The following is a 22,743-nucleotide window of genomic DNA, read 5'->3' as shown; positions in this document are numbered from 1 at the left end:
AAGCGACTTAAAGGAAAAACCATGTCTGGTATGCGCACGCTTGGCGAGTTTATCGTCGAGAAACAAGCGGACTTCCCCCACGCTAGCGGTGACTTGTCATCTCTACTTTCATCAATCCGTCTTGCAGCCAAAATTGTTAACCGTGAAATTAACGCCGCTGGTCTAGGCGATATTACAGGTGCCGTTGGAAGTGAGAATATCCAAGGTGAGGACCAGCAAAAACTCGATGTCTACGCGAACGATAAGTTCAAAGCAGCGTTAGAAGCCAGAGATCAAGTTTGTGGCGTAGCAAGTGAAGAGGAAGATGAAGCAGTAGCTTTTAATAAAGAGCTCAACAAAAATGCTAAGTATGTGGTCCTTATGGATCCTCTTGATGGTTCATCCAATATCGATGTTAATGTCTCTGTTGGTACCATATTCTCTATCTATCGTCGCGTTTCTCCTATTGGTACACCACCAACTCAGGAAGATTTCCTTCAACCCGGACATAAACAAGTGGCCGCTGGTTACGTTATTTATGGTTCATCCACCATGCTGGTGTACACAACGGGCAAAGGAGTCAACGGTTTTACCTATGACCCTTCTTTAGGTACCTTTTGCCTCTCCCATGAGAATATGATGATACCTGATGGTGGAACCATCTACTCGATCAATGAGGGTAACTACATTCGCTTCCCTATGGGCGTAAAAAAATACATTAAGTATTGCCAAGAAAACGAGCCAACTGAACACAGGCCCTACACTTCTCGCTATATTGGATCGCTAGTCGCAGACTTCCATCGAAATCTGCTCAAGGGCGGAATTTACTTGTACCCAAGTACTCAAAGCCACCCTAATGGCAAATTGCGCCTACTCTACGAGTGCAACCCTATGGCTTATATTATTGAGCAAGCTGGTGGCACAGCATCAGATGGACAAAATCGAATCATGGATCTAAAACCAACAGAATTACACCAACGTGTACCTTTCTTTGTCGGTTCTAAAAACATGGTTAAGAAAGTAGAAGAATTTTTACTCAATTACCCAGAAGATTAAACTAAAAGGCGCTAGTTAGCGCCTTTTTAACATTTTCTTGAACCAAATCTCGCCTTATCCAGTTTACAAAAAACCGAGTTTAGCAGTAAGGTATTGCGATCTTATATAGCCCAGTACTTCCAAAGGCTCACCTTAAGGTTTTAAGCGACGCTTTGCAGTAAAAAAACCGATCCTAGAAGAAGTCAGTACAAACAAGGAACTACCTAAATGAGTTTAAATAACGTGCCGGCAGGCAAATCGCTTCCAGATGATATCTACGTGGTGATTGAAATCCCAGCTAACGCAGATCCAATCAAATATGAAGTAGACAAAGAATCAGGGGCTGTATTTGTCGACCGTTTTATGTCTGCACCTATGTTTTACCCCTGTAACTATGGTTACGTTAACCACACATTGTCACTCGACGGTGACCCAGTTGATGTACTAGTTCCAACACCACACCCTTTAATGCCGGGGTCTGTTATTCGCTGCCGCCCTGTCGGTGTTTTGAAAATGACAGATGAGTCTGGCGAAGATGCCAAAGTGGTCGCTGTGCCGCATAGCAAACTGTCTAAAGAATATGATCATATTCAAGATGTTCAAGACTTACCTGAACTGCTTAAAGCACAAATCACCCACTTCTTTGAACGCTACAAAGAGCTTGAATCTGGAAAATGGGTCAAGGTAGACGGTTGGGAAGATGTCGAATCAGCAAGAAAAGAGATCCTCGAATCTTACCAACGCGCACAAAAGTAATTTTGGTAAAAGAGCCTCTTGGGCTCTTTTTTAACAAGACTATACCCTTTGGCACCAATCTCCTGATGAAATGAGCGTATCGAGTTTACTGCTGTTTTGGTAGATATATATCCAAGCTTGACCAAAGGGAGTTTCAATCTGATCGCGACGGTATTCAACTGGCACATCTTCTAATTGATCCAAATGGCTAAGCGTTTGATCATCAATAAGGTACACTTCACCTAAGATAGAATCATGACCTTCGACTACTGCAGGGTATGAGCCAAGATCATAGAGGGCGTAATGAGGAAAGGTCTCACACTGGCCTAAACATTGATTCCCTGAAAGATAATTATGATTTCTTTCTCCTTGCCTCAATGTGCCATAGACAAAAACTAAATGTTGCATCCTGCAATCTCACTTATTAATTAAACTCAAACTGGTAAAGTAACTCAACCGCACTATCTAACCCAGATATCGCTTCAACGTACAGATCTTGCATCAAACGATAGCGAACCGTGAATTCTCCAACAGAATCGAAAATACCCACACCGTATTTAACTTGTAGACCAGGAAGCACATAGCCACTAACCGTGACTTGTGATTCGTCTCCTGCACCTGCTGTGTCAAGTTGCAGATCCTGAACACCAAATGCTTCACCGATCTCACCCACCACTCGACCACTCTTAGCCAAGCTGAGACCAATTAAAGTGGAGGTCACGGAATTACCGCCAGACTCTCCATCAATATCTCGACCACGTAGTAAGTATGATAATGCATTTGCTTGTGGCAAGCTTGGTTCTGAAAATATCGTCACGCTTGGCTCATCAACCGGACCTATCACCTTAATTCCAGCAGTGTAATCGTCTTGAGTGTTATCTGGGTTACGTATCGCGGTGATTTGCACAAAAGGCTGATCAACAGGCCCATTCATCAAAATCTTTCCTTGTTGGATGATCAAATCCTGACCAAAAGAGCGATAAGAGCCATCTATAATATTTACCTCTCCAGTCACAAACGGTCCTTTATCTCTCTGCGAGACATTTAAGTTTCCAGACAAATCCCCTTCAAGACCAAACGCGGACAACTTAAGCTCGTCGCCAATACTAATATTAACATTGGTTTCGATACTAAACGGAATCGTCGGCTCTATACTTTCTGGTTCTAAATGTTCGTTTAGGAGCACTTGATCTTTAGACACGCCAATAGCACTAGGAGGCAGCTCTTCAACCACAATCTTTCCCCACGGCAAAGCTATCGTACCCTCGATGCGAGCTTGTTTTGGCGAGGCTGATATTGTCATATCAGGTATAACTTTGACTTTCACCATAGGAGGAAGATCTATCATAAGCTCATCAGCAAACACTCGCAGATTGGTTTGCCACTTTTTAAGATCTCGCCAATCGGCTTCTCCTTTCGCTTGTAACTGTCCATCTGGCGTATCAACAGCTGCAGTCAAGCTTGCACCGTATCCAGAAAAGTTGACATCAATATTTCCAGACTCAATTTCTACAGGGGTTACTTCGCCTTTTAGAAGGAGATCATCAAGCACAAACTGCCCTTTTAATTTGGGCTTCATTATTGGGCCTGTGAAAGACAATTGAGAATTAAGCGTTGATTTAAACTGACTATAGTCGCCCAAAAATGGTTCTAGAAAATCCAATTTGAGTTCAGTCAATTGTAGTTCTCCATCCAAGGACTTGTTTGTATCGACAACATTGAATACCTTGGCATGACCTGAAAAATGTCCATTGTCAGCCAAGTCAATTAGCCAGTTGGTTGATAATACATTATCTTTTAGTGCCGCCTTTAAGCTAACGCTCTCCCAGCCCAAGCGAATTGGATGTGCACCATGATCATTCACCATGCCCAGCCCCATCCCAAGGTCCACTGTGAGGGCTGGTGGAGTATCAGGAGCCCAACTCGCCATAGCGGAAAGATTAAGATCGCCTTTAAGCTCTGTCTTTTTAGGGAAAATAGATTGCAACTGACTAAAGTCGATATTGGATATGGAAACCTTGGCTTCACCTTTTTGGCCAACATTCATATCCCTATCCAAACAAATTGAGGCCTCTTCTTGCTGCCAGCAGTGAGCTGCAACAAAAACTTGCTGAGATTGAGCGGAGTACCCCACTGGAGTCGCGCCCTCTAATGTCCATACCCCTTGCTTGGATTTAATAAACATCCCATCTAAATTGCCTTTCCAAACAAGCTCTGGAAGACGTTCTAGCTCTCCGTGGAGATTGAGTTGGGTGGAAACGATGTCCGACACGACATCTAAGCTAAGCGTATGACTTTTCTCATTACCTTTTGTATTTAACAAAACCTGATCGATAACGTAATTCTGATAGTGAGCATTAAATACCGATAGTTTTATGTTACCTGCGATTTGAGTAAGCGGGGATAACTCACCCTCTAGATCAATAGTTTTAGCATCGATATCTTTACCCCAGCCGACATCCCTCGCTTTAAGCATCACACCAATTCTAGGCTGTTGGATACTGTCTTTTAATATTAGGTTTCCTTTTACGTTACCGCGTAGATTAGGCACGGTTAGCGACATATCCGCAAAAGAAACCTCTACCTTCATATCCGACGCTTGTTCAATGACACCATTGGCCTTCACAAAGTTTGGCCCGTGGGATAAAGCGAGCCCCGACGTGGTCACCTTGATGTCCCCTGTTCCAGTTTCATCAGAGGCTGACAGTTGCCCCAAGAGCTTGAGTGGATAGTCACGTACTACACCATTAATATCTAACTTAGGAACCGCTATTTTCCATCCACCTTGGTTTGTCAAAGCACCAGAAGTGGTCAAACGACCACTGATTTTTCCTTCGTCATCTTGCCATTGCATACCTGGCTGAATATCCGTCAGTAAGATATCGGCAGACCAATTAATTGGGGCTTGCCAATTCGCCATTAATTGACCTGATACTTCGCCCCCTAATGTTTTCAAAGACAGCGTATCTAAATCAATTTGCTTAAGATTACCTTGACCGAATATACTCAACTTGGATTCGGGCACTTCCTTTCCCGAAAGTTTGGCGTCGAGAGCAATATCATAGCTATCTAACGAGCCTTTACTCTTCAAGCTATCCACAGAAACAAAGTAATCTCCCTCTCCCAATAAGGGCCACTGGGCCTGAACGTCTAATAAGGAAAGTTCAAATGGAATATTGTTTCGCAATGGTTGAACAAAGGCTTGAATTTTACCTTTAGCTAAACCACCTAACTCGGTGTCTAGTGAGAGGTTAGCAACACTGCCCGAAGCATTAAGACGGATGATTTGACCTTTAGCAATCGGCTGTTTAATGGTCGTTTTCAAATCCAAACTGATAGGGTAATCTTCTACCAAATTAACTTCACCATTGAGCTTAGCAGCCAGTTGAGGCATATCTAGCTGCATGGCTCGTAGATTAATTTTCGAACCTACCGCCTGTGCTTCAATCGCTAAATTGTTTACTACAACAGGTGTGTCTTGTACCAAAGTAAAATCATGAATATCTAATCGTTTCAGGTTTATATCCAAGGGTAAAACGACACTAGGTAACTCAATGTCATGCTGCTGACTAGTCGATGAGGCGCTAGCTGGTTTTGGCGTATTTTGTTCTGGCGCCAAGGTTAGACGAGTCTTACTTAACAAGGTTTTATCAATAGTTAAGCGCTGTCCCACCCAGCTCAATCCAGTGGTGAAAACCCCGACTTGAGCCTGATAACCAAGAATATTGAGATCAAGATCAGACAGTGATAAACGTTTAGCAGTCAGCGGTATGGGTAAGCTAACACTGCTTTGGCTGCCTGTTTCTGGCTCAGCGGAACTTTGAGGATCTGATGATGCTTCAGGCATATAAAACTTAAGGCCATTAAGGGCCAGTTCGTCGATACAAATACTTGCCCCTACAAGACACGAAACATCAACACCAAGAGTGATAGAATTGGCACCTACATCTAAATTTAGTGCTTGGTCTTGATATGAGACCTTATTGAGAGTGAAGCGCGGAAAAACCGCTCCAGAGTAGGACTCAATTTCAAGCTGTGGCAGCGACTTTTCGGCTGCCCAAATGACAAACTTTAACCCGGAAGTGGTAAACAAAATAACAGACAGGCCGAGCACAATAGCTGCTATTAGCGTCATTGCCGCAATTGAAAACCACTTAGACCATCTTATAACAAACTGGGTCATAGCTCTGGGCCCAATGTGAAATGAATTTTAAACTCATCACCCGGAGTGGCATCTAACCCCCAAGCAAAGTCTAATCTGACTGGTCCCACGGGAGATTCCCAGCGAACACCTACTCCTGTACCACGTTTGAAGTCAGGTTCATCATTAAACGCATCGCCATAGTCGTAAAAAGCCGCTCCCCACCAATTGCCATAAATTCGGTATTGATATTCCAGTGAAGACGTGGCCATATATTTAGCACCCGTCAAGGCTCCACTGCTGTCAGTCGGCGAAATAGATTGATAGTTATAGCCACGTAAGTTGTTATCACCACCCGCAAAAAAGCGCAAAGACGGTGATAATCGTTCAAAGTCTTCAGTGATGTTGGCACCGCCATCTAAACGAAAGATCCCTCTATGATTTCGCCCTGCACTACGGATCCATGTCATCCCACCTTGTAGGCGGATAACCCTAGTTTCTGATAATGCTCTGTCATCACCAAATTCAAGGCTCAGCGATTGTTTATCTCCCCAACTTGGCATTGCCCCGCCACGTATTCTGCTGCGACTAAAACTAAAACCAGGCAATAAGAATTGTCCAGAGTCATCTTGGAGGCCTTGCTCATAGTTTTCCAACAAATATCGAATATACAGGGCTCGGTGCCACCCGTTATCAAGTAGCCAATGACGCTCTAGGGCTAAATTCGACTCTAAGCTTTGCGTATCTCGATTATCTAGGTTTTTCATACCGTACTTAAGCTGATAATACTCATTTAGAGCGTCCTCTAATGGGACTTTATAGCCTGCTGTGACGGTTTGCTCTGGCCCAGAAATTGAAAAACTGCTAGTGAAACTATGGCCGCTGCTATTGACCCAAGGTTGTTTCCATTTGAGCGATCCTTTTGCACCAACATCTGTTGAGTAACCAAGGCCTGTTTCTAGCTGATTTCTCGCCTGCGGCGCTAAAGAGACCTTCATAGGTAACTCCCTCCCTTCTCCCAGATGAGAAAGATCAGGTTCAACTAAGACAGATGAGAACCATTCTGTGTTCGATAGGTTTTGGTTATATTCGCCTACTGCTGTAGCCAAATAGGGATCGCCCTGTTTGTAAGGTGACAAGGATTCAACACGCATCAAGTCTATTTGGCTACCGGTAATCGAGCTTTGACCAAACGCATAACGAATACCACTATCAAAATGAAGTCGAATAAAGGCTTGATCTAAATTTGGCGACACCTCCAGTCGACTTACCGTGTAATCTCCATCAAAATAACCTCTTTGCAAAGCAAGGTTACGAATGCGCGATTTCAGGCCATCATACAAACTATGGTTTAATACTTGCCCCTGTTTGAGACCACTGCGCTCAATCAAGGTCTTAAAGGCTTGATCATCACGGGCTTCACCACTTAACTCTATGTCCACCAGCGCAATCAAGACTGGCTCTCCGGGCACAATAGTGATGACTAATTCCTGCTCTCCACTGTTTGCCTCAAATGAAAAGTTGGGATGATAATAACCAAGTGCATTGAGTGCTTCAGTTAAACGCTTTTCGACCCGAGCCTGAAAACGCAAACTGGTACTATAGTCTTGGCTAGGAATTGCCTGCAGATAAGTTTCAACATTTTGCTCCAATTCTCCTGATACTCCGCGAATCGACAGCGATACTTCTTGCCCGAAGGCTGAAATACTGCTTAAAAGTAGAATCGCTGGAAAAAACGGTTTTATCATGGTTTATTGGTAGCCTATACGTCGTTACGAAATAATAACGTCACTGCAAAAAGATGTCTGTACGAAAACCGTCAATTAAGCGGTCTACTCCCAAGAATATCATTTTAAGGAGATGAATCATGCTCGATAAACAAACCCCCGTCACCTCCCAACAAGCCCTTCCTGGTCGTGATCAGCCACTAAACGTTGATGATAAGCACTATGTGAATCAATCAAACATCAAAGCAAAACCTCCACAAGGTTGCCAAGAAGTCTTATTGGGTATGGGGTGTTTTTGGGGGGCAGAACGTTTGTTTTGGCAGTTAGAAGGGGTTATCAGCACCTCTGTCGGATATTCTGGCGGCTATACTCCCAACCCGACGTACGAGGAGGTCTGCTCTGGGAAAACGGGGCACACAGAGGTCGTGAGAGTCGTTTTCGACCCAAACATCATTTCTTTTGAGCAATTACTGCGCACTTTTTGGGAACGCCACAATCCCACTCAAGGAATGCGTCAAGGCAATGATATGGGAACTCAGTATCGCTCAGCCATCTATACGCACAATGAACAGCAACTAGAGCAAGCCATAAATTCCAGAGACGAGTATCAAAGACTGCTTAACTCTAACGGCTCCAAGATTACTACAGAGATTGAAAAAGCTGGTCACTACTACTTCGCCGAAACCTATCACCAACAATATTTGGCTAAGAACCCCAATGGCTATTGTGGCTTAAATGGAACCGGCGTCTGTTTTCCATAAAATGGATAAAAACCGAATAATCCTGTTTCGTCCTATTTAGCCAGCAAGATTGCTGGCTATAACATCAAGCTAGATATTGGGTGTTACTCGCAGCCGAAATGTTAGCCTCGTTTTTAGACAACTCACTCTGAGTTAGCTGCAGTTGAGATCACAATTATGCAACAAAGTTTTCTCCATTAATGTATCGCTGATCCCGCGAGCAGTTTTCACTATATAATCGGTACACTCAACCCAGAGGAAAAACAAAATGAAAATAAAAACCCTGGTTGCCCTAGCGGTGGCATGCAGTTTTACAGCTTCAGCACACAAGATCAAAATCGATCAGACATTGCCTCTGGTTGAAGTTAAAAATTACGGCGAGATCTTAGTTAAAGGTGATGACATTAGTTATCAAGAGTGGTCATCTCAAGATATGCTCGGCAAAGTGAGAGTCATCCAAGCCATTGCGGGCCGCAGCAGTTCAAAAGCCCTCAACCAACCACTCATGGCAGCCATTACAGATTCTAAGTTTACTCAGGACAGCTATCAAACCACGTCGATCATCAATCAAGATGATGCTATCTGGGGAACAGGCTCTTTTGTAAAGTCTTCAGCGGAAGATAGCAAAAAAGATTTTCCTTGGTCTTCTATGGTGCTCGATGAAGATGGCAAAGTGGCTGGAGCCTGGGATCTACAGGAAGAATCATCGGCAATTATTGTACAAGATAAACAAGGGAAAGTTCTTTTCGTCAAGGAAGGAGCACTAAACCAAAGCGAAATTGAGCAAGTTCTAGCTTTAATCAAAGACAACATTTAATACAAATTTGAACATAGCGCTTGCAGCCTAGTTGTTATAACATAACAACTTTAACATTAAACACGACTTTAAGCGCTATGACTCAAACTCATCGACCACCAACGCGACATTCAAGCACACTGGCTGTGATTGCAATCGTGCTCGTGCTCTGGATGAGTTGGGCTTTTATTTTCCATCAGTATCAATTCAGCACAAACCACCATGATAAGCACCACTGCCAACTTTTTTCCTGTTTACAGCATGGCTTCAACCATCCTCTGATCACAGTATCGAATAATCCCTCACCCCCTGTTTTTGGCTTGAGCCAATATTATTCTTTATATGAGCAAACTGTTTTTAGTTACCTCGCTCGTTCTCCACCAGTGAACCTAACCTAAACAAAGAAATATCACACAATCGGTTGTCTCAAAACACAGCCCATTTTTAATTTACCATTGATTAGGATTTACAATGCATTCCATTACAAAAGTCGCAACAATTATTAGCCTAGTTTTAAGTACTTCAGCCTTAGCCGATGAAGAGTTTCGCCAGCATGACGCCCACGAGCATGGTCACGTAGAACTCAATATTGCCCAAGATGGTGATGAGTTACTCATGGAAATTCATGCACCTGGAGCTGATGTATTAGGCTTTGAGCATGCGCCTAAAAATGACCAGCAGCAAAAAGCATTGGAGCAAGCCATCGCAAAACTAGAAAATGCTGATTCTCTATTTGCTCTGACTGCCAGTGCTGGGTGCAAAATCGTGCATCAATCTGTCACCAATACTTTAAGTTCGGATGAGCATGATGAACACGACCACGACCACGACCACGACCACGACCACGACCACGACCATGATGGTCACGATGGTCAAGACGGTCAAGACGGTCAAGACGGTCAAGACGGTCAAGACGGTCAAGACGGTCATCATGACCATGAGGAAGAACATAAGCACGAAGAACATCATCATGATCATGAGGGTGGGCATGGAGAATTTGCGGTTGAATACCACTACCAGTGTGACAATCTTGATGCTCTCTCATCTATCAATACCCAATGGTTTACTCACTTCCCATCGACAAAGTCAATCAGTGTTAATCTGCTAACGGATAAGGCCCAGACGGCCCTAGAACTATCTCCTAGCACGACTAAGATTTCACTTTAAAACTCATTAGCCTGAAGGTATACCCTTCAGGCTTATCTGTTCAGGTTATGTCAGATGAGAAAAAATACTAATCACGGCGTAGTAGAGCTGGAGCAAGTGTCCTTTACTTGGCCGGGCAACCAAACGCCAACACTGAATATAGATAGTTTATCTGTCCAAGAGGGAGAGCATCTATTTATCAAAGGTCCAAGTGGCTGTGGAAAATCAACCTTACTGGGGCTTTTAACTGGTATTCAGACTATCGATACTGGAAAACTCAGCGTACTGGGAGAAGACTTGGTACAAATGTCTGGTAGCCAACGAGATACATTCCGTGCCAATAATATTGGCTATATCTTTCAGCAATTTAACCTGTTGCCTTACCTTAGCGTGATTGAAAATGTCACGCTTCCCTGTCAGTTTTCCAAGTTGCGAAAGTCCAAACTGGACAAATCTATGGTCGACGAGGCAAAAGACCTACTAAACAGCCTTCACTTACCGAGTGATTTAATGCATAAGCCCGTGGTTGAACTAAGTATTGGTCAACAGCAACGGGTGGCTGCGGCGCGAGCACTGATTGGCAAACCTGCTTTAATCATTGCCGACGAGCCGACTTCCTCGCTGGACTACGACAATCGCTCTGCTTTTATCGAGCTTTTGATGGATCAGGTCAAACAAGCACAAGCAAGCCTTTTGTTTGTCAGTCACGATCCAACCTTAGAAAGTATGTTTGATCGAACTCTACACCTTAATGAAATTAATCGAGCAGGAGTGACATCATGAGCCCAACACTTATGCTTGCTTGGAAGAGCGTCCGTAACCGCCGAGTCACCGCTATGTTAACGATCATGACGGTTGCGATATCGGTAGTATTACTACTTGGTGTCGAGCGCGTTCGTACTCAAGCCAAAAGCAGTTTTGCAAATACCATTTCCGGTACCGACCTCATCGTTGGTGGTCGTTCAGGCCAAGTTAATTTACTCCTATATTCTGTGTTTCGAATTGGTAACGCCACAAATAATATCGACTGGAAAAGTTATCAAGAGTTCAGTCAGCACAGAGCAGTAAAATGGGCGATTCCGATTTCTTTGGGGGATTCACACAAAGGGTTTCGCGTTATGGGAACCAACCATAGCTACTTTGAACATTACCGCTATGGGAAAAAATCCCCATTAACATTGTCAGAAGGTAGAGAGTTCTCAGGTCTGTTCGAGACAGTTATCGGCTCAGACGTAGCTCGTGAGCTGGGATACCAAATCGGGACTGAAATTATTATTGCTCATGGGATCAGTGATGTTGGATTCAGTCGTCATGACAACCTGCCATTTAAAGTGGTTGGCATACTTGCACCAACAGGAACGCCTGTTGATAAAACCGTACATGTATCACTTGAGGCAATTGAAGCTATTCACGTAGGTTGGGAGTCAGGAGCCCACCTTGGTAACACACCAAGTGCCCAGCAATTGGAAAAGCAGAATTTTCAGCCAAAGCAAATCACTGCGATGCTGATCGGCTTAAAGTCCAAAATTCAAGCTTTTTCATTACAGCGACAAATAAACACCTACCCAAAAGAGCCTTTAAGTGCCATTCTTCCCGGTGTGGCATTACATGAACTTTGGGGGATGATGTCAGTTGCAGAGCAAGCACTCATGGTCATTTCTGTATTTGTTGTTATTGCGGGACTTCTCGGGATGCTGTCAAGTTTACTGACTAGCCTGCAAGAACGTCGCCGAGAAATGGCTATTTTGCGGGCGATGGGCGCAAGGCCAAGACATATACTTTCCCTACTTGTTCTCGAAGCCAGTACGCTCACATTGCTTGGCTTGGTCGCTGGGGTCACCATACTTTATGCTCTGCTGGCAAGTATTGCTCCTTTCATCCAACAAAATTATGGAATTAATATTGAAATGGTCGCCTTATCTCATTACGAGTGGAAGCTTCTTGCAGCTGTGCAACTAGCAGGTACAGTAATAGGCTTCATACCGGCATTTCGCGCCTATAAACAATCACTAAGTGATGGGATGACAATTAGAGTTTAACTATGAAAAAACAATTATTTATACCAATGATACTCGCAGCTTCATTGGTAACAGGCTTGGCGAATGCCAATGAAGAAAAAGCGACCAGTGTTAAGCAGGAAAACACACAGACAGCATCAAAAGCGTCAGCTGAAAAAAACCAAAAGGCCGAGAGTAAAAGCACCCAAACTAAGGCTGAAGACAATAAGAAAGGCGATGTTCTTCAACTAGACTGGATAGATTTGATCCCCAAAAGCGAACGTAACCAGTTCAACGCTCAAGGCATGCCTGTTCAAAATCACTCTGGCAGCGCCGCCAAGCAATCTCTGGCGGGTAAAGTACGTCAAGATCTTAACGGTAGCTCGGTCAAAATCCCTGGGTTTGTTATTCCATTAGAGGGCGATGCTAACAAAGTGACCGAGTTTCTACTCGTTCCTTATTTTGGGGCATGTATACATGTGCCACCACCGCCACCAAATCAAATCGTATATGTTAAATTACCCAAAGGGGCACCTGTACAACAGTTATGGGATGTCATTTATGTGGTGGGGAAATTGAAGACAGTAACCATGAGTCATGACTTAGCGGAGACTGGTTATATGATAGAAGGCACCAGTATCGAAGAATACGATGACTACTAAAAAGTGCATGTCATAACATGAATACAACCTGTCAATTATCCGCCTTGCTCACACGTATTTAGACAAATAGACTAATACAGCGAGATATACGAGAAACAATAGGGTAATTGATAGGTGCTTTCTTAGTTTGTTATCATTTAAAAACTTCATAAGCCCCCCAAGCATCTATAACAATTTTAACAAGTTATTATCATTTGGCATAGAATCAATTTTCAAAGGTTGCTCACAGAGTTGCTCTGGCAGATAAGCCTGTTAAGAGGTAGATTTAAGGGATGTTCGTTTCTATTGCGGTCCATAGGCCCTAGGTATTCACATGTCCGAGAAGCAAAAACCCGTGGTTATCGATCATGAGTCAAACTCTGAATCTCGACATGAGAAAAAACCTAATTACATCAAGGATAGCGCTAGCCGAATTATGAGCATCGCCCATTCTCATGGGCTTGATGCACTGTTGCAAAAGGAGACACCTGAAAAGACGGCGCTGGAACGAGCCCTAGTCCGAGAGCGACGACAAAAAGAACTACAGCAAAAGAATCTTGAGCAAATCCTGAAACTTGCCCATCTATCATGTAAAAATGAAACGGCAGGTGATCCTGACCATGATTGGTTACAACGCTTTTTCAATATGGCACAAGAAGTTCACAATCCTTCCATGCAGCGCCTTTGGGCTCAAGTTCTCAAGCGTGAGGTAACTAACCCAGGCTCTACCTCAATGAAAGCACTGAAAACGCTCAAAGATATGTCGCCCAAAGAAGCACAGGTATTACAAAGAGCGGCTGCTCTAGCCTGCAGTTTTGGCGGAGATACTAGCCGTAAACTCTTAATCGGCTTTCGTGCCCAAGGGGGGATTTTTAGCTTCGGTAAACGCAATATTACCGGCAATATCAATGTCGGCAGCTTCCAACTTCCCTACTCAAGTCTGCTAGTTTTGTTCGAACTTGGTTTAATGCATGGAACCGAACTTGAATCTGGAGAAATAGAATTAGACTCTCCCTTGCCACTCAATTACCAAGGTAAGCAACTGTCACTGCAAGCTCATGCTAAAGGTGTTCGCCTGCTGTACTATCGTTTTAGTCCTACTGGTAACGAGTTATGTAAGCTGCTGGGTAACAAACCAAACATGCAATATTATGATCAATTGGTTTCCTTATTGGGCCAAAAATTCATCGCTCATACAGACTCCCAAGGTAGTATTGACCATACAGTCTGACTAGATTGATATGCCGGTATAATAACGCCAGCGAGTTAGCTGGCGTTATTAATCAAGGCTAGACCTTATGCTTTAAAAGCTTTAAAAGCATTGATCAGTCCATTGGTTGAACTATCGTGTGTCACCACTTCCGACTCATCAGCAAGTTCAGGTAGAATTTGATTGGCAAGTTGCTTACCTAACTCCACACCCCACTGGTCAAAGCTAAAGATATTCCAGATAACACCTTGAACAAAAATCTTGTGCTCATACATTGCAATAAGATTGCCCAATGTACGAGGCGTGATTTGCTTGACTAATATCGAGTTTGTAGGGCGATTACCTTCAAAGACTTTAAAAGGAACCAGATCTGCAACTTGTTCTTCACTCTTACCCGCTTTTGCAAATTCTTCTCGTACAGCAGCTTCACTCTTACCAAAAGCTAGTGCTTCAGTTTGAGCAAAGAAGTTAGACATCAATTTCTGATGATGGTCACCAGAGGGATTATGGCTAAGTGCAGGCGCAATAAAATCACAAGGAATTAATTTTGTTCCCTGATGAATCAACTGATAAAAAGCATGCTGACCATTAGTGCCTGGTTCCCCCCAAATAATCGGTCCTGTTTGATAAGTGACAGCTTTACCATCCCGATCAACGTACTTACCATTTGATTCCATATTGCCTTGCTGGAAATAAGCAGCGAAACGATGCATGTATTGATCATAAGGTAAAATTGCTTCTGACTCAGCGCCATGGAAGTTGTTGTACCACAAGCCGATCAGAGCAAGAATGACAGGTAAGTTGCTCTCTAATTCAGTCGAAGCAAAATGGTGGTCCATTTCATGCGCGCCTTCAAGCAGCTCAACGAAATTGTCAAAACCAATAGCAAGGGCAATCGATAGACCAATCGCTGACCAAAGCGAGTATCGACCGCCCACCCAGTCCCAAAACTCAAACATATTCTTGGTATCGATACCAAACTCAGACACAGCATCTGCATTGGTAGAAAGCGCGGCAAAGTGCTTGGCAACATGAAGGTTGTCGCCCGCCGATTTAAGGAACCAATCACGAGCAGTATGAGCATTCGTCATCGTCTCTTGAGTGGTAAAGGTTTTGGAAGCAATCAAAAACAACGTGGTTTCTGGATTTAATGGCTTTAGCGTCTCCACGATATGAGTACCATCCACATTCGATACAAAGTGCAGATTAAGGTGGTTTTTATACGGTGCCAACGCCTCTGTGACCATATAAGGGCCAAGGTCAGAACCACCAATGCCAATATTGACAATATCTGTGATTGCTTTGCCTGTGTACCCTTTCCATTCACCGCCGATGACGCGATCGGTAAAAGATTTCATTTTATCCAGCACTGCATTCACCGCAGGCATGACATCTTCACCATCAACTAACACAGGATTGCTACTTCTATTGCGCAGCGCTGTGTGTAATACGGCGCGACCTTCAGTCTTGTTGATAGCCTCACCACCAAACATAGCGTTAATCGCCGACTTAAGTTCAGTTTGGTCTGCCAAAGCGAATAAATGCTTGAGTGTCTCATCATTGATTAAGTTCTTAGAGTAGTCGACGAGAATATCAGAGCCAAATCGAGCAGAGAACTTCTCAAAGCGTGTCTCATCTTGAGCAAATAGCTCCTTTAGATCCATATCTTGTGCCGACTCAAAGTGCTGTGTAAGCGCTTTCCAGGCTAGTGTTTGTGTTGGATTAATATTTTTCAACATGGTGACGTTCCCAGTGTTAGAGTAGATACAATTCTACTTGGTTTGGTCATGATAGTGAGGAAAACTGCGATCAGTAGCAGTCCCAATTAAGCAAAAGTAGTTCTGTTCTCAAAGCTAAACAAGTGAACAAAAACTTGTAATAAATTTTCAGATCGACATTATGACTCAGTCACACAACAAGATTATTGAGTTAAATCACATTAGTTACTAATTAAGTTTGTCGACTTAAAACAACATTGACGCATAACGATACCGATAATGATGTCATTTGCCAAATAGATTTTAGAGGGGGCAGTATGTGGAGCCAACAAACCATTCGACTCACAGCGAGAGCACGTGGATTTCATCTTATAACCGATGAAATAGAACAACAATTACCGGAATTAGCATCAATTTCTGTGGGAATATTACAGTTATTTATCCAACATACTTCCGCAAGTTTGACCATAAATGAAAATGCAGATCCGACGGTGCGCCACGATATGGAGCAGCATTTTAACCACTTTGTTCCTGAAAGAGCCAAGTATTATCAACACACCTATGAAGGGGATGATGATATGCCGGCACATATCAAAGCGTCTATCTTGGGAAATTGCGTCAATATTCCTATTAAAGATGGTCAATTGGCACTTGGAACTTGGCAAGGTATCTATTTGGGCGAGCACAGAGATCTGGCTGGAAGTCGTAACCTTATCGCCACTTTGCAAGGTGAAAAAGCCTGAAAAGACAATAGCTCCAACTAAAGGAGCTATTGCTGACTGTCATCTGGATATAAAACGGCGGTCAGAATATGTTTAGCTTTTTAGGGTTTATAAATATTCCATTTCAACCCTTGAGGTGAGCTTAGTCACTAACTCATAAGCAATAGTCCCGATGTGGTTAGCCACCTCTTCCACGGGCAGATCTCGTCCCCATAAAACGGCTTCATCACCGACCTTATCAACCGCATCAGGCCCCAAATCAACGGTTAACATGTCCATAGACACTCGGCCGGCGACAGGGACTTTACGACCATTGACTAATACTGGGGTTCCGTTAGGCGCCATTCTTGGATAGCCATCACCATAACCTATCGCTATTACGCCAACTTTTGTATCCCTAGGTGAAGTCCATACCCCGCCGTATCCAACACTTTCGCCAGCCTTAACCTCTCGCACAGCAATCAAATGGGATTTTAGAGTCATCACGGGTAGGTAACCCATTTGTTCCGCCGTTTTATCCCCAAACGGTGACACACCATACATAATGATGCCAGGGCGTATCCAATCCAATTGACTTTCAGGCCAAGCCAAAACACCAGCCGAGGCAGCGAGAGAGCGCTCCCCTTCACAGCCCTGAGTTAAAGACATAAATAATTCAGTCTGCTCAGTCGTGGTAGGCTTATCTAATTCATCAGCACAACCAAAGTGGCTCATATAGCGCAGCGGTTTGGCAACATTAGGGCAGGCTTTCAAACGAGCAATGAACTCTTGGTATTGCTCTGGTCTAACGCCGAGCCTGTGCATTCCACTGTCGATTTTGAGCCAGACTACAACTGGAGTATCAAGGGTTGCCGCTTCCAATGCATTGAGCTGCTCTTCACAGTGCACAACCGTTTGAATGTTATTAGTCACCAGCACGGCTAAATCACCTGCTGAATAAAAGCCTTCTAGAAGTAAGATTGGCTTTACAATACCACTAGCGCGCAGCTGCAGTGCTTCTTCAATTCTAGCCACACCAAAGGCATCAGCACCTTCGGCGTTGGTGGCAATGTGTCGCAGGCCATGACCATATCCATTAGCTTTAACCACGGCCATGACCTTACTGTTGGGAGCTTGGGATTTGAGTTGGTTTAGATTGTGCTTTAATGCACCTAAATCGACACACGCAGTTGCGGCTTTCATATAACTCATAGGTTATTCATCATCCACATCAAATGCAGGACCTGCATAATTATCAAAACGAGACCATTGCCCCTGAAACGTCAGTCGAACTGAGCCTATCGGGCCGTTTCGCTGCTTACCGATAATAATTTCTGCCGTTCCCTTCATCGGGCTATCTGGGTTATAAACTTCATCTCGATAAATAAACATTATCAAGTCAGCATCTTGTTCAATAGAGCCTGATTCACGCAAGTCAGAATTCACCGGACGCTTATCTGCTCTTTGTTCCAGTGAACGGTTGAGCTGAGACAAAGCAACAACAGGCACATTCAGCTCTTTCGCAAGCGCTTTCAGTGAGCGGGATATTTCAGCAATTTCTAAGGTTCGATTTTCAGTGAGTGACGGCACTCGCATCAGCTGAAGGTAGTCAACCATGATCATAGACAAACCACCATTATCACGAGCAACTCTACGAGCTCTTGAACGCAGTTCTGTTGGAGTGAGACCTGAGCTATCATCGATAAAGATGTTTTTCTTCTCCATTAATAATCCCATGGTAGAAGAAATACGAGCCCAATCTTCATCATCTAATTGGCCAGTACGTATCTTGGTTTGGTCAACACGTGAAAGCGATGCGAGCATACGCATCATAAGCTGCTCTGATGGCATTTCTAAAGAAAAGATGAGTACGGGTTTATCTTGCGCCATCGCCGCGTTTTCACACAAGTTCATAGCAAAAGTCGTTTTACCCATAGAGGGACGCGCAGCAACAATCACCAAATCAGAACCTTGCAAACCTGCGGTTTTCTTATTTAGGTCTGTAAATCCTGTTGTCACACCAGTAACACCATCCTGGGGTGATTTATATAAGATTTCTATCCGTTCAAGCGTCTTTTCAAGAATATTATCGACATTTTGTGGACCATCGCTATCGCTGGTCCTTGATTCAGCAATGGCAAAAACTTTACTTTCCGCCATATCCAGCAAATCTTCAGAAGAGCGTCCCTGAGGGTCGTAACCGGCATCCGCAATTTCATTTGCAACACCTATCAAGTCTCGGGTCAAAGCACGCTCTGCAACAATGTCGGCGTAGGCATTAATATTCGCCGCGCTCGGTGTATTTTTCACCAAATCAGCCAGGTAAGCAAATCCACCAACATCGTCGAGTTGCTCACGCTGTTCTAAATACTCTGACAAAGTAATTAAATCAAGCGGCTTGCTTTCTTCAAGAATCGTTCGAGACGCCTCAAACATCAAGCGATGAGGGCGACTATAGAAATCTTTAGCAACAACACGCTCTGCCACAGTATCCCAACGCTCATTATCAAGTAATAAGCCACCAATAACGGATTGTTCCGCTTCGATAGAATGAGGAGGCGCTTTGATTGCGTCTACTTGGGCGTCGGTTGGCTTTTTATTACGATTATCTGTTTTAAAATCTGCCATGCTATTGCTCAACAACAAAATTGTGATCGCTCATTATAGCTAGAATGAACCTGATGTCTGTATTTAACAAGGGGTTTAAATCCATCTCATATAGAATTAACTTAGAACTGACTGAAATTATATAAAAACTCTCTACTATTCACCTAATACAATGATTAAAAAGAGGCAGTGAGTGACAAGACTTGGGCTCATAACGACTAGCCTACTACTCAGCTCAGTCGTCTATGCAGATGAATCAGAACAAAGCCAAAACAAGATTGACGTCCCCTCCCCTTGGAAGAGCGAAATAGAGTTTGGTTATCAATCGCACACGGGAAATTCTGACTCACGTTCGGTCAACTCAAGGTTAAGCGCTGAGTATCTATCAGGGCGTCACCGTACAACAGGAGAATGGAAATATTACCAGTTGTACAAAGATGGTGAAGAAGACAAAAGACAGTCAACGTATTTAGCGCAGAGTGACTACAAGCTTGGGCCTAAGACATACCTTTATGGTAACTTTCAAGGTGTTGATTCACGTTATAGCGCTTATTTTAAAGACTATACGCTCTCTGGTGGTTTAGGTTATCAGTTCTACAACACAGAAGCGTTTCTGCTTGAACTCGAGCTTGGACCTGGCTACCGCTATCAAGAGCCCAATACTGATGAAATTGGTGACAATGACATCGTTTTTGATGAAACCGTTCAAGAGGCTATCTTTCGTGGTCATGTCAAAAGTAACTGGCATATCACCAAAAGCTTGGATTTATCAGCAGCCGTAACACTCGTAGCCGGTGATAGTAATGTGAGAACGGATACTGACCTTAACGCGACAAACAGCATAACAGAACATATAGCGTTAAAAGTGTCTTATTCTCGGCAGTATCATGATCGGGTTCCAGAAGGTCTGCAAAACGCCGATAGCATCTTCTCAATCAATATTTTATTTTCTATATAAAAAAAGCACCTTCTAGAAGGTGCTTTTTATACTTTGATACTGAATTACTCAGCAGCAACAACCTGAAGAGCAACTGTCGCGAACACTTCAGAGTGAAGTTGTACGCTGATCTCGAACTCACCAGTGTTACGTAGTGCACCTTCTGGAAGGCGAACTTCGCTTTTCACTACTTCAACGCCAGCCGCAGTGATTGCATCAGCGATGTCACGAGTACCGATAGAACCGAACAGTTTACCTTCGTCACCAGCTTTAGAAGCGATAACAACCGCTTCAAGAGCGTTAACTTTTTCAGCACGCGCTTGGGCAGCAGAAAGTTGCTCAGCAACTTTAGCTTCTAGCTCAGCACGACGTGCTTCAAACATTTCAACGTTAGCTTTAGTTGCCATTACTGCCTTAGCTTGAGGGATAAGGAAGTTACGAGCGTAACCAGATTTAACGTTTACAGTGTCACCAAGACCACCTAGGTTACCGATTTTATCAAGTAGAATAACTTGCATTGTTTAATCCTCTTTCTTAATAAAACGAACCGATTACTGATGCTTATCAGTGTACGGTAGTAGAGCTAGGTAGCGAGAACGCTTAATAGCGCGAGCTAGCTGACGCTGATATTTAGCACTAGTACCAGTGATACGGCTAGGTACGATTTTACCAGCTTCAGTGATGTAGTTTTTAAGAGTTGCTACGTCTTTGTAATCAATCTCTTGTACGCCTTCTGCAGTAAAACGGCAGAATTTACGACGACGGAAGAAACGAGCCATGGGCTATCTCCTGATCTTAAATTTGAGTAAAGTTATCTGCCTAGGATAGGGTCAAAATAAATTATTGGCTCTAACTAGGCTGAGTACTAAATCTGAGTATCAATTACTCAGCAGCTGCTTCTGGCTTAGCTTCAGCACGCTCTTCGCGACGAGGAGCACGCTCTTCTTTCTGCTTAAGCATGATAGATTGCTCAGTGATAGCCGCTTTAGTACGCATGATCATGTTACGTAGAACTGCATCGTTGAAACGGAAAGCAGTTTCTAGCTCATCAATTACAGCTTGGTCAGCTTCAACGTTCATTAGAACGTAGTGAGCTTTGTGAAGCTTGTTGATTGGGTAAGCCAGTTGACGACGGCCCCAGTCTTCTAGACGGTGGATAGTACCGCCAGCTTCAGTGATTGAACCAGTGTAACGCTCGATCATACCAGCAACTTGCTCGCTTTGATCTGGGTGCACCATGAATACGATTTCGTAATGACGCATTGGTTGCTCCTTACGGATTATTCAGCTTCCACAAATGGCTCAGTCATCCAGAGGAAGCAAGGAACTAAAGATAATTGACTGAGATTAAGGAGCACGAATAGTACAGAAACAAAGCGGTTTAAGCAAGGAAAATAATAAAGCAGCCAACCATCAAAAGATGATCGTTTAGGCTGCTTTTAACACTAGGATGGAATTGTGGAGTTACTCTTCGTCAACATACTGAGCTTGAAGGTAATTTTGTATACCTGTCATTTCAATCAGGCCCAGTTGTGTTTCTAACCAATCAACGTGTTCTTCTTCATCCTCTAGGATTTCTTGAAATAAATCGCGCGATACATAATCATGGCTGTCTTCAGCATACGCTATGGCGGACTTGAGATCTGGAATAGCCGTCATCTCGAGCTTAAGATCGCATTCAAGCATCTCTTTGGTGTCTTCACCAATCATGAGTTTGCCAAGGTCTTGTAAGTTAGGGATACCTTCCAGAAAAAGGATTCGCTCTATCAAATGATCCGCATGTTTCATTTCATCAATGGATTCATGATATTCCTTGTCTGCTAAATGTTTTAGCCCCCAATCCTTGTACATTCGTGCGTGAAGAAAGTATTGGTTTATCGCAACCAATTCATTACCGAGAATTTTATTGAGATGTTGAATAATGATGGGATCGCCTTTCATGACATACAGCCTCCTGTTGGTCCAATTTAAACTGTAGAACCAATTCAAGGGGTGTCAAAGACAATAAAACTATCCTTAGCTAGCTTCTGAGTATTCTATCGCTCCAGTTTCGGTTAGAATTTCTTTGGCCATTTTTACGCATTTGCCACACTGGCTACCAAGTGCGGTGCATTTCTTTATCTGCTTTATATCTGTTAACCCTTCCTCCAAAATCAACTGTTTGATTTTCTTGTCTGATACACCATGACATAGACAAACATACATAATAAAAACCATAAAACAAACACAAACGATAATTACTATTATTACCAATAATGTAGAAAATACGCTAAGAATGATTTGTTATATAAAAACAGTAAGAACTGACGGCAAGAATACTTACTATCGCATCAAGGAGGCTGTTTAATTCTGGCTGAAATCTAGCTATTTGAATTATAGGAATAATAAAAACTAAGGAGACACACTAGAGATGAAAGTAAAACGATTTTTTTTATAACCGAATAATGAAAAAGAGAAGCCTAAGCTTCTCTTTTTCTCGATGCTTGCTTTCTTCATGCTAGAAGAAAACAATGCAAGATTTCGTTAAATTCTTAAGAATTAATCGAAGATCTTAGCAACAACACCAGCACCTACTGTACGGCCACCTTCACGGATCGCGAAACGAAGACCTTCGTCCATTGCGATTGGTGCGA

General features: G+C 43.3%; 22 protein-coding genes and 1 pseudogene. 11 read left to right on the top strand and 12 right to left on the bottom strand.

Annotated elements, in window-relative coordinates; translation table 11 throughout:
* Nucleotides 1-21: 21 nt before the first annotated feature.
* Both fbp and ppa read left to right on the top strand, forming a co-directional pair.
* Nucleotides 22-1,035, top strand: a complete 1,014-nt coding sequence (fbp, locus tag MHN79_RS18650; protein WP_239174193.1) for a class 1 fructose-bisphosphatase — start codon at nucleotides 22-24, stop codon at nucleotides 1,033-1,035.
* A 207-nt stretch (nucleotides 1,036-1,242) separates the two neighbouring features.
* A complete protein-coding gene (ppa, locus tag MHN79_RS18645; protein ID WP_152429443.1) occupies nucleotides 1,243-1,770 on the top strand; it encodes an inorganic diphosphatase in 528 nt (175 codons plus the stop codon).
* A 39-nt stretch (nucleotides 1,771-1,809) separates the two neighbouring features.
* On the opposite strand, the gene MHN79_RS18640 is transcribed toward ppa, so the two are convergent.
* Genes MHN79_RS18640 through MHN79_RS18630 form a run of 3 tightly spaced genes read right to left on the bottom strand, consistent with a single transcriptional unit; the run spans nucleotide 1,810 to nucleotide 7,638 of the window.
* Nucleotides 1,810-2,157 carry a gamma-glutamylcyclotransferase gene (locus tag MHN79_RS18640; protein ID WP_239174190.1) on the bottom strand — a complete coding sequence of 116 codons (348 nt, stop codon included), beginning with the start codon at nucleotides 2,155-2,157 and terminating at the stop codon, nucleotides 1,810-1,812.
* A 16-nt stretch (nucleotides 2,158-2,173) separates the two neighbouring features.
* Nucleotides 2,174-5,932: a translocation/assembly module TamB domain-containing protein gene (locus MHN79_RS18635; protein WP_239174187.1), complete on the bottom strand. Its 3,759-nt coding sequence runs from the start codon at nucleotides 5,930-5,932 to the stop codon at nucleotides 2,174-2,176.
* Entirely contained in the window at nucleotides 5,929-7,638 is a 1,710-nt protein-coding gene (locus MHN79_RS18630; protein WP_239174185.1) for an autotransporter assembly complex family protein, read from the bottom strand. The genes MHN79_RS18635 and MHN79_RS18630 overlap by 4 nt, the downstream gene beginning before the upstream one ends.
* Nucleotides 7,639-7,757: 119 nt before the next feature.
* On the opposite strand from MHN79_RS18630, the gene msrA reads away from it, so the two are divergent.
* From msrA to MHN79_RS18595, 7 genes are all read left to right on the top strand, one after another.
* Nucleotides 7,758-8,378, top strand: a complete 621-nt coding sequence (gene msrA, locus MHN79_RS18625; RefSeq protein ID WP_239174182.1) for a peptide-methionine (S)-S-oxide reductase MsrA — start codon at nucleotides 7,758-7,760, stop codon at nucleotides 8,376-8,378.
* Nucleotides 8,379-8,625: 247 nt separating this feature from the next.
* Nucleotides 8,626-9,174 (top strand): YtfJ family protein, encoded by a 549-nt coding sequence (locus MHN79_RS18620; protein ID WP_239174179.1) that lies wholly within the window; start codon nucleotides 8,626-8,628, stop codon nucleotides 9,172-9,174.
* A gap of 450 nt (nucleotides 9,175-9,624) precedes the next feature.
* Nucleotides 9,625-10,320 carry a DUF2796 domain-containing protein gene (locus MHN79_RS18615; protein WP_239174177.1) on the top strand — a complete coding sequence of 232 codons (696 nt, stop codon included), beginning with the start codon at nucleotides 9,625-9,627 and terminating at the stop codon, nucleotides 10,318-10,320.
* Nucleotides 10,321-10,374: 54 nt separating this feature from the next.
* Nucleotides 10,375-11,082 (top strand): ABC transporter ATP-binding protein, encoded by a 708-nt coding sequence (locus tag MHN79_RS18610; protein WP_160932226.1) that lies wholly within the window; start codon nucleotides 10,375-10,377, stop codon nucleotides 11,080-11,082.
* Nucleotides 11,079-12,338 carry an ABC transporter permease gene (locus MHN79_RS18605; protein ID WP_239174175.1) on the top strand — a complete coding sequence of 420 codons (1,260 nt, stop codon included), beginning with the start codon at nucleotides 11,079-11,081 and terminating at the stop codon, nucleotides 12,336-12,338. Before MHN79_RS18610 ends, MHN79_RS18605 begins: the two co-directional genes overlap by 4 nt.
* Before the next feature lie 215 nt (nucleotides 12,339-12,553).
* A complete protein-coding gene (locus MHN79_RS18600; RefSeq protein WP_239174254.1) occupies nucleotides 12,554-12,958 on the top strand; it encodes a DUF3299 domain-containing protein in 405 nt (134 codons plus the stop codon).
* A gap of 313 nt (nucleotides 12,959-13,271) precedes the next feature.
* Entirely contained in the window at nucleotides 13,272-14,168 is an 897-nt protein-coding gene (locus MHN79_RS18595) for a TIGR03899 family protein (protein ID WP_239174173.1), read from the top strand.
* 65 nt (nucleotides 14,169-14,233) lie between these two features.
* Here the strand turns inward: MHN79_RS18595 and pgi are convergent, their stop codons facing one another.
* Nucleotides 14,234-15,886 carry a glucose-6-phosphate isomerase gene (gene pgi / locus MHN79_RS18590; protein ID WP_239174172.1) on the bottom strand — a complete coding sequence of 551 codons (1,653 nt, stop codon included), beginning with the start codon at nucleotides 15,884-15,886 and terminating at the stop codon, nucleotides 14,234-14,236.
* Between the two features lie 296 nt (nucleotides 15,887-16,182).
* Here pgi and MHN79_RS18585 point away from each other — a divergent pair, with 296 nt between their 5' ends.
* Nucleotides 16,183-16,608 (top strand): secondary thiamine-phosphate synthase enzyme YjbQ, encoded by a 426-nt coding sequence (locus MHN79_RS18585; RefSeq protein ID WP_239174170.1) that lies wholly within the window; start codon nucleotides 16,183-16,185, stop codon nucleotides 16,606-16,608.
* 87 nt (nucleotides 16,609-16,695) lie between these two features.
* On the opposite strand, the gene alr is transcribed toward MHN79_RS18585, so the two are convergent.
* Nucleotides 16,696-17,769, bottom strand: coding sequence for an alanine racemase (gene alr / locus MHN79_RS18580; RefSeq protein ID WP_239174252.1), 1,074 nt, complete (start codon nucleotides 17,767-17,769; stop codon nucleotides 16,696-16,698).
* 12 nt (nucleotides 17,770-17,781) lie between these two features.
* Nucleotides 17,782-19,194 carry a replicative DNA helicase gene (locus MHN79_RS18575; protein ID WP_160932216.1) on the bottom strand — a complete coding sequence of 471 codons (1,413 nt, stop codon included), beginning with the start codon at nucleotides 19,192-19,194 and terminating at the stop codon, nucleotides 17,782-17,784.
* A 172-nt stretch (nucleotides 19,195-19,366) separates the two neighbouring features.
* Here MHN79_RS18575 and MHN79_RS18570 point away from each other — a divergent pair, with 172 nt between their 5' ends.
* Entirely contained in the window at nucleotides 19,367-20,131 is a 765-nt protein-coding gene (locus tag MHN79_RS18570; RefSeq protein WP_239174168.1) for a DUF481 domain-containing protein, read from the top strand.
* 44 nt (nucleotides 20,132-20,175) lie between these two features.
* Here MHN79_RS18570 and rplI read toward each other — a convergent pair whose 3' ends face one another.
* The 6 genes and pseudogenes from rplI to MHN79_RS18540 all read right to left on the bottom strand — a co-directional run.
* Nucleotides 20,176-20,628 (bottom strand): 50S ribosomal protein L9, encoded by a 453-nt coding sequence (rplI, locus tag MHN79_RS18565; protein ID WP_114787539.1) that lies wholly within the window; start codon nucleotides 20,626-20,628, stop codon nucleotides 20,176-20,178.
* A 33-nt stretch (nucleotides 20,629-20,661) separates the two neighbouring features.
* Nucleotides 20,662-20,889: a 30S ribosomal protein S18 gene (gene rpsR, locus MHN79_RS18560; RefSeq protein ID WP_000090472.1), complete on the bottom strand. Its 228-nt coding sequence runs from the start codon at nucleotides 20,887-20,889 to the stop codon at nucleotides 20,662-20,664.
* A gap of 103 nt (nucleotides 20,890-20,992) precedes the next feature.
* Entirely contained in the window at nucleotides 20,993-21,373 is a 381-nt protein-coding gene (rpsF, locus tag MHN79_RS18555) for a 30S ribosomal protein S6 (protein ID WP_004747103.1), read from the bottom strand.
* A 201-nt stretch (nucleotides 21,374-21,574) separates the two neighbouring features.
* Nucleotides 21,575-22,051, bottom strand: a complete 477-nt coding sequence (bfr, locus tag MHN79_RS18550) for a bacterioferritin (RefSeq protein WP_239174166.1) — start codon at nucleotides 22,049-22,051, stop codon at nucleotides 21,575-21,577.
* Between the two features lie 75 nt (nucleotides 22,052-22,126).
* Nucleotides 22,127-22,315, bottom strand: coding sequence for a (2Fe-2S)-binding protein (locus tag MHN79_RS18545; RefSeq protein WP_239174164.1), 189 nt, complete (start codon nucleotides 22,313-22,315; stop codon nucleotides 22,127-22,129).
* Between the two features lie 333 nt (nucleotides 22,316-22,648).
* A pseudogene (locus tag MHN79_RS18540) lies at nucleotides 22,649-22,743 on the bottom strand (elongation factor Tu); the annotation flags it as partial.

Source organism: Vibrio sp. Of14-4 (genome assembly GCF_022347625.1).
In the GTDB taxonomy this organism is placed as follows: Bacteria; Pseudomonadota; Gammaproteobacteria; order Enterobacterales; family Vibrionaceae; genus Vibrio; species Vibrio pristinus.
This window is presented reverse-complemented; position numbering and strand designations above follow the sequence as displayed.